Annotated in this window: 11 protein-coding genes and 1 pseudogene; 9 read left to right on the forward strand and 3 right to left on the reverse strand. The window is 37.7% G+C overall.

Annotated features, from left to right (window positions below):
* The 9 genes and pseudogenes from AC33VI_RS05450 to AC33VI_RS05490 all read left to right on the forward strand — a co-directional run.
* Positions 1 to 256 (forward strand): annotated as a pseudogene (locus AC33VI_RS05450) (glycosyltransferase family 2 protein); the annotation flags it as partial.
* Positions 253 to 840: an acyltransferase gene (locus AC33VI_RS05455; protein WP_491781251.1), complete on the forward strand. Its 588-nt coding sequence runs from the start codon at positions 253 to 255 to the stop codon at positions 838 to 840. The pseudogene AC33VI_RS05450 and the gene AC33VI_RS05455, both read left to right, overlap by 4 nt.
* A 13-nt stretch (positions 841 to 853) precedes the next feature.
* Positions 854 to 1723 (forward strand): glycosyltransferase family 2 protein, encoded by an 870-nt coding sequence (locus AC33VI_RS05460; protein WP_491781252.1) that lies wholly within the window; start codon positions 854 to 856, stop codon positions 1721 to 1723.
* A gap of 29 nt (positions 1724 to 1752) precedes the next feature.
* A complete protein-coding gene (locus AC33VI_RS05465) occupies positions 1753 to 3000 on the forward strand; it encodes a glycosyltransferase family 4 protein (protein WP_491781253.1) in 1248 nt (415 codons plus the stop codon).
* 77 nt (positions 3001 to 3077) lie between these two features.
* On the forward strand, positions 3078 to 4499 hold the full coding sequence (locus AC33VI_RS05470; protein WP_491781254.1) for an O-antigen polymerase: 1422 nt from the start codon (positions 3078 to 3080) through the stop codon (positions 4497 to 4499).
* Between the two features lie 31 nt (positions 4500 to 4530).
* A complete protein-coding gene (locus tag AC33VI_RS05475) occupies positions 4531 to 5625 on the forward strand; it encodes a glycosyltransferase family 4 protein (RefSeq protein WP_491781255.1) in 1095 nt (364 codons plus the stop codon).
* A 4-nt stretch (positions 5626 to 5629) separates the two neighbouring features.
* Complete coding sequence (locus tag AC33VI_RS05480; RefSeq protein ID WP_491781256.1) at positions 5630 to 6850, forward strand: glycosyltransferase; 1221 nt, start codon at positions 5630 to 5632, stop codon at positions 6848 to 6850.
* A gap of 16 nt (positions 6851 to 6866) precedes the next feature.
* On the forward strand, positions 6867 to 7145 hold the full coding sequence (locus tag AC33VI_RS05485; protein WP_491781257.1) for a hypothetical protein: 279 nt from the start codon (positions 6867 to 6869) through the stop codon (positions 7143 to 7145).
* 60 nt (positions 7146 to 7205) lie between these two features.
* Entirely contained in the window at positions 7206 to 7970 is a 765-nt protein-coding gene (locus AC33VI_RS05490) for a glycosyltransferase family 2 protein (protein ID WP_491781258.1), read from the forward strand.
* A gap of 229 nt (positions 7971 to 8199) precedes the next feature.
* Here the strand turns inward: AC33VI_RS05490 and AC33VI_RS05495 are convergent, their stop codons facing one another.
* The 3 genes from AC33VI_RS05495 to AC33VI_RS05505 all read right to left on the reverse strand — a co-directional run.
* Entirely contained in the window at positions 8200 to 8898 is a 699-nt protein-coding gene (locus tag AC33VI_RS05495; RefSeq protein ID WP_491781259.1) for a hypothetical protein, read from the reverse strand.
* Positions 8891 to 11161 carry a CHASE2 domain-containing protein gene (locus AC33VI_RS05500; RefSeq protein ID WP_491781260.1) on the reverse strand — a complete coding sequence of 757 codons (2271 nt, stop codon included), beginning with the start codon at positions 11159 to 11161 and terminating at the stop codon, positions 8891 to 8893. The genes AC33VI_RS05495 and AC33VI_RS05500 overlap by 8 nt, the downstream gene beginning before the upstream one ends.
* 20 nt (positions 11162 to 11181) lie before the next feature.
* Positions 11182 to 11560, reverse strand: a 379-nt coding sequence (locus AC33VI_RS05505; RefSeq protein ID WP_491781261.1) for a DUF1822 family protein, incomplete at its 5' end; no start/stop codon positions are given.

Raw genomic sequence — 11560 nt, forward strand, 5'->3', positions numbered from 1 at the left:
TCAGCCAGGAGATCATAAAAACGATCGAAGAATAGTGGCAAAAATGGAGCTAGTCAACCGTCATTATGTGATGACGCAAGTATTAGAAAGAAGAGCATTAAAAGACTATAGCAAACTATTAATTCTGCAATTATTCCATCTTGCAGCTTGTTTGGCATCGGATTGGAAATCTTTACCGCAAGTAATATTGGGCAAACTAAAAGCAATCCCCGAAATTATCTCCATGAGTTATCAAACAATAGGTAGTAAATTATGAAATCGATACTGAAACTAGTTGAATTTAGCAAGCGAATTTTTCATGGACTAGCTAGTCGCTGGCGTAACTTTTACTATCGCTCTTTAGGAGTAAAGCTAGATGGCTATGTATGGCTGCGAAAAATTGAAATTCCTCGCAATTATGCAGATATCGAAATCAAAGCAAATTGCGCTTTAGATCGAGATGTGATTCTGTTATGTAGTGGAGAAATTTCAGATCGCCCCAAAATATATATCGATGCAAATACTTATGTCAATCGCCATACTTTTATTGATGCGATCGAGTCTTTAACTATCGGTAAAGATTGCGCCATAGGACCAAACTGTTACTTAACCGATCACGATCATGGTTTAGATCCCAGTTTGCCTCCTCTCCAACAACCTATGATAGCCGAACCAGTAATTATTGGCGATCGCGTCTGGCTGGGGGCAAATGTAACGATTCTTAAGGGAGTAACCATAGGCAACGATGTAGTAATTGGTGCGGGAAGTGTGGTTACAAAAGATATTCCTGAGGGTGCGATCGCAGTTGGGATTCCTGCCAAAGTCATGAGATATAAAAACTCACCAGTTGTTACTTGTTAAAGATATTAAAGCAATGACAAAGTTTAATTTAGCCGATTTAGTTTCCATTGGTATTGCTACTAAAAATCGCTGGCAAGATTTAGAAATCACCTTGGCTAAGATAGCTCAGAGTAATTTAAAGTCTTCAAAAATTTTAATTTACGATGATTGTTCCGATATTTCTTGTCCTTTTGAATTAGATCGCTGGGATTTAAACATCGAGCTAAAAAGATTCGATAAATCATCTGGCTATATAGCTAGACGCAATCAAATAGCTAAAGAAATTAAGACCAAATATTATTTAAGTTTGGATGATGATTCCTATCCAGTTTTAGGGTCTTTAAAAGCAGCAGTAGAATTTGCTGAAGTCCAATCAGATTTATTTTGTTTGAGCTTTCCTATCTATAATCCCGTACAAAAAAAATTTGAAAACAAATCCGAAAAAAACTTACCCTATAAAGTAAGATCTTTCATCGGTTGCGGGCATTTGTTGCATCGCGATCGCTTTTTAAAACTGAATGGCTATTGTGAAATGTTAGTCCATCAAGGAGAAGAGATGGAAATAGCAGCGAGGGCTTTTCAAGAGAATTTACATTGCTATCATTATCCTAACTTTTTAATTCATCATACAGCATCTAATGAAGGTAGAAATTGGTGGCGCATGGATTTTTATGGTTCGCGAAACAATGTGTTATGGAATGACTGGTTTGTTCCCCAGCAATTAAAAATAATCAAACAAATTAGGACTTTAATTTCGCGATTTATATTATCTTTAAAAGTTAGACGTTGGGGACTAATACAAGGAGAGTTAGCAGGATTTCAGCAAATATCTCGCTATAAACATAATCGACACTTAATGTCTTTAGAAATATTCAACTCTTGGCAAAATCTTCCTTATACTTAATTGCTTAATTACAACTAATTATTAATAATATGACTGAAGATAAGGACGTTAGTAACTTAAATTGGATTTGCTGTCAAATAGGAGCGAGAGAGCATTATTCAATTCCTACATCTTTACAACAGCAAAATAAGCTCAAATATTTAATTACAGATAGTTGGATTGTTCCTAATTCTTTTATCGGGAGATCGCCCGTTTTTTTATTACCCAAACTAAAAGAAAGATACCATCCTGAAATTGATCAAAATAAAGTCACATCTTTTACTGAAAAAGCGATCGCTTGGGAGGTTAAACAAAAACTATTGAAAGTTAAAGGCTGGGATAAAATTATCGATCGCAATCATTGGTGGCAGCAACAAGTTATTGCAGAAATAGAGAAATTAAATATACGCGATCGCAATATTATTTTATTTGCCTATAGTTATGCTGCCCTAGAAATCTTTAGATATGCCAAACAAAGAGGCTGGCAAACAATATTGGGACAAATAGATCCAGGAATCATCGAACATAAACTAGTCACTGAAGAAGTAAAAAAATATCCTCAGTTTCAATCTCAATCCACAATAATGCCCCAACAATATTGGTTAGATTGGCAAAAAGAATGTTATATAGCAGATAAGATTCTAGTTAATTCCCAATGGTCTAAACAAGCCCTAGAACAAACAGGAATCGATCGCCAAAAAATACAAATCGTTCCTTTAGCTTATAACCCTTCATCTCAAATAAAGACATTCATTAGAACTTATCCCCAAGAATTTTCTCAAGAACTTCCTTTAAAAATTCTCTTTCTCGGACAAGTAATCTTACGTAAGGGTATTGCTGCAATATTCAAGGCAATTGAATTATTAAAAGATCGACCTGTAGAATTTTGGTTTGTAGGAAAAATAGGAATTAAAATTCCAGCCAACTTAAAAAAACATCCTAAAATCAAATTCATTGGTATAGTTGCTCGCAGTAAAACAAATTACTATTACCAACAAGCAGATATATTCTTATTTCCCACCCTTTCCGATGGCTTTGGATTAACTCAATTAGAAGCTCAAAGTTGGCAACTACCAATTGTTACTTCACAATTTTGTGGTGCGGTGGTCAAAGATCGAATTAATGGGTTAATATTGCCGAATATCACGGGAGGTGCGATCGCATCTGCGATAAATTACTGTTTGAAAAATCCCCAAGAACTAACAAAATTTTCCCAAAATTCTCAAGATACTATTACAAATTTTAGTCTAGATAAATTAAATAGTAATTTATCAAAAATAGCACGCAATAACTATTAAAAGCTTTTATTACTTATTGCTTATTACTTATTACTTATTACTTATTACTTGTTACTTATTACTTGTTACTTATTAAAATGATCCCCAATAATCTAGCTAAACCGTTACCAAAACTATTAACTTCCATTTGGTTAAAACGAGAATATCCAATTTACCCGAGTTTGGGATTAGCTAGCACTGTAATCGGCACTTTAATGGCAATATTCATCATGCCAGCCAATACTACTACTGTTGACGCTCTATTTCCTAGCGCGCTAGTACTGACTATTGGATTATCTGTTGCACCCATAGCTGCTGCCTGTCGTAGTTTGAGAAGCTTACTAAGAGTAGAACATATTTTAGCTTTATCACCTATCTATTGGCTGTTATTAGATTTGCTACAGCAAGCCTACGCAATGGAAAGAATACCCCGCGAAAATGTTGCGGCAACTTTCTTTAGTATTGGTTTGTTTGTTTCGGGGGTATGGCTAGCAGTAATGATTTCTCCCATGTCTCCACCACAACCTCTCTTAAAAGCTGCCAATCATCAGCTAAGTGTATCTACTTTATACAAGCTAATTTTAATCTTTTTCAGCATAGCAATTTTGAAATATGCCATTCCTTCTGGTTTTAATCCTCAAGTCATGCTGTTTCATCTTGGAAGTAACCGTTGGGCTGCACCTTGGTCTAGAGGAAATTTTGGCGGTTGGAATTCATTTGTCGATCATTTGGATTATTTTGGCTATCTGTTGCCTACTCTTACTACCTTATTAGCCGTCAGACTCCGTCGTATAAATTCTCGTTTAATTATTTCCATCTGTCTTTCGGGTTTGATGGTGGCTTTTTTAGCTCAAGCTGGCAGTCGTCGTATTGTTGGAGTAGTTTTGGGTGCAGCAATTTTATGTTGGGTTTTAGAACAGCATAGACTAACGATCAAACAAATAGTAGTAGTTTTAGCTAGTGTTGCTATTGTGCTGGTTTCCATGCAATCGATGTTGGAATACAGAAATACAGGATTTCAGGCAGCATTACAAGATAGAAAAGAATTCCAATACGAACACCTCCATGTTGACGATAATTTTTTACGTTTGGCTCAAACTATAACTTTAGTACCGAGATATCATCCCCATACTTACATCAATCAGATTATTTTTCCTTTAGTTAGACCTATTCCAAGAGTACTTTGGCGCAGCAAACCAGAATCTTCTGGTTTCGATTTACCTAGTGTCTTGGGTGTAGAAGGAGTTACTTTGAGCTATAGCGTAATTGGAGATTGGTATGTATGCGCTGGTTTTATAGGCGTTTTTTTAGGAGGGTTAATTTATGGTGGACTGGCAAAAATAGTTAGTAAATTACTAGTGAAACAAAAAGAGTCTTCCAGTGCCATTGTTTATAGTCTGAGTACGATGTGCATTTTTGCTGGATTTCGCTCTTTGTTGGATTTGGTTTTGATGAGCTATGCCATCTTGGCATGGATGTCTATCTCTTGGTTAATGTTACCCAAGCAGAAAAATTTTTAGTCATTCATTACTTATTATTTATTACTTAAGAATGCCTAGATTACTTATATTAACTTATATTCCATCTCCCTATCAGGTAGAATTATTTAATGCGATCGCGGCATCGCAATTATTCGAGCTTAAAGTAGCCTATCTTTATGGTAAATCTGATACGGCGATCGCCAAACTCTGGCAACAATCAAATCTTCAACACGATTATTTAATTCTCGATGACTGCGAAGCTGTTTATCAACAATTGGAAGCAGAAATTCCCCATGTCGATCTGTTTGTATTTAATTACTACGCTCATCCCAGGGTTGGTAAATTAATCGATCGCTGCATAGTCAATCATGTCCCCTGGTGTTTTTGGGGAGAACGTCCTGGTTTCAAACATGATAACTGGTTGGGATATCTATATCGTCGTGGGAAACTATCGAAACTGCATACATCTCAAGCTGCCATTTGGGGAGTAGGATCTTGGGGTGTAGATAGATATCGTCGCGAATTTGGTTCTAACCGCCAATATGTTAATTTTCCTTATTTCTCAGATCTGACTCGCTTTCAGGAAAAAAAGAAACCAGTTTCCTATTCTAGGACTACTAGAACTTTTCTTTATTCGGGAGCATTAATTAAACGCAAAGGAGTCGATTTATTAGCAACGGCTTTTGCTCGTTTAGCAGCAGAATTTCCTTATATTAGGCTGCATTTAGTAGGAGAAGGCGAATTAAAGCCAGAATTAACTGCAAAACTAGCTAAGTATCAAGATAGAGTCCAGTTTTTTGGCTTTCAAACCTGGGAGAAATTACCCGAATACTATCAACAAGCAGATATTTTATGCGCTCCTTCTCGTCATGATGGCTGGGCTTTAGTCGTTCCTGAGGGATTGGCTGCGGGATTGCCTGTAATTGCTACAAAGCGTACTGGTGCTGCTTTAGACCTAATCGAAAACGATCGCAATGGATGGATTATACCTACAGATGATGCTGAAGCTCTCTATAAAGTTATGAAGAGATCGGTACTACTTTCTGCCGAAGAATTAAATAATTATTCCCAAACTGCGATACATAGCGTCACTCAACACTCTTTAACCGATGGGGTAAACAAATTTCACCAAGCAGTCAAACAAACTCTAGCAATAACTAATTAATTAGATGAAAATACTTCACATCATACCTTCAGTAGCTTTCGTTAGGGGTGGTCCTAGTCAAGCAATTATCGATACCGTTAAAGCTTTGAGAGATTTAGGGGTTGAGGCAGAAATTGTTACTACTAACGACAATGGTGTAGATTTGCTAGACGTGCCTTTGGGGCAATTAATAGAATATCAACAAGTACCCACGCGCTTTTTTCCCCGTTTTTCACCCGCAATCGCGCCAATTAGAGAATATGCTTTTTCCGCACAATTCACTCAATGGATATGGCAACACATTCAAGAATATGACTTAGTTCATCTCCATGCCATCTTTTCCTATACCTGCACCGTAACTATGGCAATCGCCAGAATCAAACAAGTGCCTTATATTGTCCGACCTAATGGACTGCTGTGTACTTGGTCGCTACAACAAAGTAGTATCAAAAAACAAATTTATTTGGCACTTATAGAAAGAGCCAACCTCAATCGCAGTCGAGCGATCGAATTTACTGCCGATTTAGAAAAACAGCAAGTAGCAACTTTAGGTTTTGATACCCAAAATTTTGTCTTACCCTACGGTTTATCCATACCACCTTCAATTCCCGATGCTCGTTCTAAGTTACGAGCAGAATTAAAAATTCCTCAAGACGAACCAATTATTTTGTTTATGTCTCGTCTTCATCAAAAAAAAGGTTTAGAGTATCTCATTCCTGCTTTGGGTAAACTTAAAAATCTTCCTTTTACTTTTCTTTTGGCTGGTAACGGTACGCCAGAATATGAAGCCAAAGTTAATAATCTATTGCAAACTTCGGGAATCAAACATAAGACTTATCAGGCTGGTTTTGTCGAAGGAGAAAGAAAAAATTTATTTTTACAAGGCTCGGATATCTTTACTTTAACTTCTCATTCAGAAAGTTTTGGTCTAGCAGTATTAGAAGCAATTTTTGCGGGATTATCAATCGTTACTACCCCTGGAGTTCCTCTATCTTCAGTAGTAATTAAACATAAATTGGGTTCGATCGCACCAGTCGAAATAGATTCTATTGCCAGCACAATTCAAGAGTCTTTATTTAGCTTGCAAGACCGACAAGAAAATCAAGCCAGACGAGTCAGAGGGAGGGAATTAATTTTACAAAATTATACTTGGAAAGCGATCGCCAACAATTTAACTACTATCTATCAAAAACTGGCTAGTAATTCTTTAAATGGTTTAGACAATAAGTATTTAACTCTTAATTGAAAGTTGAGGAAAAACTATGATATCTAATGCTCAAAAATCTGAATATATCTATCAAAATAATCAACCAGAACACCATCATAATTACTTATTGAATCCCTTGATAAAATTATTAGATCGAGTAAAAAATTCTACTAATAGTGAAAATCTGCGAATTTTAGATCTTGGCTGCGGTAATGGTAGCTTATCAGAAGGATTAAAAATAGAAAAATTCAGCTTTGCAGGGCGTATACCTTTCTTATGGAAATCAATGTTATGTATTTATACTACTAACTTATTAAATAAATTTACTGATTGATTTATAATTTCTTGAACCCAAAAATAGTATTTATAATTTTGTAACAGATTTCTGGTAACTATGGTTTTAGAAAGAATTACACCTTTAATTCTTACTTATAATGAAGCTTCTAACATAGAGCGTACTTTATCTCGGCTTACTTGGGCAAAAAGAATTGTTATTATTGATAGCCATAGCAGTGATGAGACAATAAATATTATTAAGTCTTACCCCCAGGCAGAAGTATTTTATCGAGATTTCGATAGTTTTGCCGAGCAATGTAACTTTGGTTTAAAGCAAATTAATTCTGAATGGGCATTATCTATTGATGCTGACTATACTCTAACAGACTCTTTAATTGAAGAAATTAATTATTTAGATGTGGAAAAGTTATTTGATGGTTATTTTGTTAATTTTAAATACTGTATATTTGGTAATCCCTTAAAAGGAACATTACTACCAGAACGCCAAGTTTTATTTAGAACTAAAAAAGCTCATTATATTAATGACGGACACGCCCACAGAGTAGTTATCAAAGGGCGATCGGGTAATCTTAAATCTTTTATCTATCACGACGATCGCAAGCCTTTGTCTCGCTGGCTACAAGCTCAAGATCGCTACATGATTATTGAAGCTAAAAAACTTTTAGAAACGCCTCAAACTGAATTAAGTTTGGCAGACAAAATTCGCGCTCAAAAATTTATTGCGCCGATAATTATTTTCTTTTATTGTCTTATTTTTAAAGGTGGCATTTTAGACGGCTGGCGGGGTTGGTATTATGCCTGGCAAAGAACTTTAGCAGAAATATTACTTTCTATACGTTTAATTGAAACCAATGCAAACTAGCGCTAGAGAAACTATTTTATCTGAAATCTAAAAAAGAATGCTACATATAGCTTTTATAGGTCAGAGGTCAGAGGTCAGAGTTCAGAGTTCAGGGGTGTAGGGGAAAACAATTAACAACCCCGAACTAACAACATCATTTGTAGCAAACATTTTTTTCTTAACTTGTCACGATTGGCTGATAGCTACCCTCACAGATAAATTTTCCGATCCCAAACTCAGGTTAATAAGATTAATTTGCTTGACAAAGATGTTGTTCGATCTCGTTAATTTTATTGGTTAGATTGGCAGAAGGATTAGTCACCAAATATAGTTGCTGAAGGGCATCAGACCATAATTGCTGGCTGACAAAATAGTCTGATTGGGCGATCGCAATATCTTCTGGAGTTGCTTTTTTGGTTTGTAGATCGGTAGTAATTGCTGTTAGTCGATCGGCGATCGCTTTTCTGTCTGCTTCTGGTATTAGAATAAAGCTAAGAGGCGGGTTAGCTTCTCCTTCGGCGATAAATTCCCAATCATAGGTAAATCCTGGCTGTAATTCTTCCCCTTGATAGGGAATAGTAGTAGTGTTGGCAGGGATTTCTTGCGTCCAAAGTAATTGAGCGTCTCGTTCGTAGTTGAAGTTAGCACTAGAACTATAAAGATTAATTTTGCCTTGGGGTATAGTTCCTCTCATAACTAATAACGGGCGATCGCTCCAAACTGTCTGTTCGCCAATGTTACCAGGGGCAATAAAACAAATTCTACTTCTAGTGGTCAGGCTGTTTTCTGGTGCTTTAAATAAACTGATGATGCGTTGTAATAGAGAATTAGATTCAACTCGAACATTATTATTTTTTTGTTCTTGGGCAATAGAAGTCTGAGGTATCAAACAAGTAGTTGCAATTAAAATAATGATTAATTTAGATGTTATAAAATTTAGTTTATTCATGAGATCTATTTTTGATCGAAGATATTACATAAATCCAGATGGCGATTGATGGCAACAGCCAGGGAAGCAAAATAGCACCCGTAATATATAGTTGCAAAGCTACGATACCGTAAAACAAAGTACCGCCAGATAACATACCTAGCAGCCAACGAGGATTTATTTCTGTTGACGACAACCTCAGCTTTATTCCTTTGGCGACTAATAAAGCTGCCAACACCGCCCCAAGTTCGGGAAGGGGAATTACCAAACGATCTTTCATCCAGTGGTGAGTCATGTATGCCAGAAATTCCGAACCTGTAAAGGGAGTCCGATTTAGATCCAAGCGTCTTTCTGGTTGCCAATAGCTGACTGCTGAAGGAGTAGGGAAGTTATCCGAACCTGCTACTAAACCTGCTTCGTTATAGCCTCCAGAACCAATAATTACGATTTGCTGGCTGAGACTGGGTAAATCTTCCTCTAATAACTGCCAAGCGGGGAGGCGTTGATAAACTAGATGGGGAGGAAGGGAAAAGTCTTGAATGGGGCGCAACCATTGTTGGCTAAAATATTGGGATGCAGTAGTTAGGGGATGCTGCTTGAGGGTGGATTGCTTTCCCGACTCGATCGCATCTAAAACATAAGCAAAAGGACAAGTGGAATTACAATCATTGTCTAAGGGCAGACTTAAATAATAATTGGGAGAACTATCGGTAGTGTAGCCCTGGAAAATTCCCTCTAGATTGATTCCCGTCTCTTCCGTTACCCCTAATATTGCTCCATTTGGTTGTTTGATGGCAGCAAAGATAAAATTGGTTTCCCTGGCGTTATTCACAGACTGTGCCAAAATCGGATCGTTTTTAGCTTGGGGGCGATCTAATAAATAATCAATACCAATAACCTTGGCTTCGGCAGCTACCAGGCGATCGACCAAACTAGCTAAATACCGACGATCCATCGGTATTGGACGTTGAATGTCTGCCTTTTGCAATGATAGTTCGTCAATATGCACTAAAGTTACGGGGGCAAGAGTAGCAGGAATTTGTCCCGTCAAGTCGCGATAGATAGCTTGGGTTAAAGTTCTTTTATCTAGCAGAAAATTTTGTACGGGAGGTAAAATACTCAGCAAACAGAGGGAAGTGGCGATCGCGAATTCTTTTCCCTTGGGCAACCATTTTTTAAGTTGCTGCTGCCAACCCCAAGGCTGAATGCGAAATAAGTCGGCATCGGGATGACAAAACAAGGAAGGAATTAGATGGGCAGAAGGATAGGCAAGCTGTTCTTGTTGGAGATAGGCGACGGTACTGTTTAAAGCTTGTTGGACGTTTTCATAGTTAGCTAAAGCCCGTAGTAACTGCACTAGAAAGACTTGAGCTACTTGATTGTGAATCGGTTCGCGCATGATAGCTACCTGACTCATACCCAAATCGATCAGGGAATTAGCAATACTCAAACCACTACAGGAATTAAACAAGGCAAATTGCAAGCCATTAGCTAGGGCTATTTTTAACTGGAGGGCAATTTCGGCGACGGAAATAGCCAGATTAGGCGCGATCGCTAGTTCTCCCCCTGTTATTGCAGTTTCGTTACTATGTCCCGCAAAAAATAAGACCTCCCAGCCTTGAGGATCGGTTAGTTGATCGACAATCTGCTGTTTGATTTCCCTTGCTGGCTGTTGGGGTTGCCAAGTCACAAATTCAATTTTTGCTAGCTGGGCAATTGCTGCGAGAGAATTGCGATCGCCCGTCAGATCTAATCCCGTATCGTCTCCTAAGATAGCTAGAATGCGGGGTTTTCGTTTTTGCTTGACTTTATTACCCGAACTAGTCATGCGAGCGGGAGTACGAGCGATCGCCACCTGACAGCCAAACTCTTCTCCCAATGTCCAAGTTTCCCAAGGTAGTCTGATTAGTTCTTCGCTACAGGTAAGAAATAGATGTACGGGAAAGTTAGTTTTACCCTGACTGGCTATCTTAGCTCTAATTTCATAGAGTTCTGACTGTCGCAACCAGCGTTGAAATTCCGCGAGTAATTGCGCTTCTGCTTGAACTAATTGGCGGTGTTTATCTTGAGGCAGATCTATTTGTCCCCCTTCATTTTTGGGCTTCCGCACTCTCGCCCTCAAGGCAGTTTTATAGAAGCCAAGATATGCTTTTCTCCAATTAGCATATAGTTCTGATAGAGTTTCGGGATAAGCTAAAATCGTCGAAATTTGCTGTCCGTTATGCCAAATCAGTTTAAACAGACAGGTGCGATCGATTTGTTGTATTTCCAGTCGAAAATTCATCCGATTAATTAATAGTTTGCTTAATTAAAAATAAAATTAGGGAAAGTAACTATCGTGCCGTCGTTTAAGCTAACGCTAACGGTAAATTGTTCCTCTAATTCACCGATTACCTGAGTATAAAGATAAGAATCTGCGGTATCTCCCTCAATTTCTTTTTCGTCCAAGACTGTATCCCCTTCTTTTACTAATAATTTCAAGCCTTGGGGTAAATAATTATCGGGTGTTGCTCCCAATATTAAGAGTAAACTCCATTCTGGATTATCTGGGGTTTCTTCAATCGTCCAGGTTACGGCAAACAAACGGAGGGCGCGATCGCCTAAATCGAAGTCCTGACAAGCCCCACGAGCGTTTTCGGGGATTTCTTCACCGCTATTTCTGAGTTGAGTTACGATCGCCTCA

The organism is Waterburya sp., from assembly GCF_058530065.1.

Excerpts from the sequence above, each read along its gene's own strand:
- AC33VI_RS05485 (WP_491781257.1), top strand. The coding sequence starts at position 6,867 with ATGATATCTAATGCTCAAAAATCTGAATATATCTATCAAAATAATCAA.
- AC33VI_RS05460 (WP_491781252.1), top strand. The coding sequence starts at position 854 with ATGACAAAGTTTAATTTAGCCGATTTAGTTTCCATTGGTATTGCTACT.
- AC33VI_RS05455 (WP_491781251.1), top strand. The coding sequence starts at position 253 with ATGAAATCGATACTGAAACTAGTTGAATTTAGCAAGCGAATTTTTCAT.
- AC33VI_RS05500 (WP_491781260.1), bottom strand. The coding sequence starts at position 11,161 with ATGAATTTTCGACTGGAAATACAACAAATCGATCGCACCTGTCTGTTT.
- AC33VI_RS05475 (WP_491781255.1), top strand. The coding sequence starts at position 4,531 with ATGCCTAGATTACTTATATTAACTTATATTCCATCTCCCTATCAGGTA.
- AC33VI_RS05465 (WP_491781253.1), top strand. The coding sequence starts at position 1,753 with ATGACTGAAGATAAGGACGTTAGTAACTTAAATTGGATTTGCTGTCAA.
- AC33VI_RS05490 (WP_491781258.1), top strand. The coding sequence starts at position 7,206 with ATGGTTTTAGAAAGAATTACACCTTTAATTCTTACTTATAATGAAGCT.
- AC33VI_RS05480 (WP_491781256.1), top strand. The coding sequence starts at position 5,630 with ATGAAAATACTTCACATCATACCTTCAGTAGCTTTCGTTAGGGGTGGT.
- AC33VI_RS05495 (WP_491781259.1), bottom strand. The coding sequence starts at position 8,898 with ATGAATAAACTAAATTTTATAACATCTAAATTAATCATTATTTTAATT.
- AC33VI_RS05470 (WP_491781254.1), top strand. The coding sequence starts at position 3,078 with ATGATCCCCAATAATCTAGCTAAACCGTTACCAAAACTATTAACTTCC.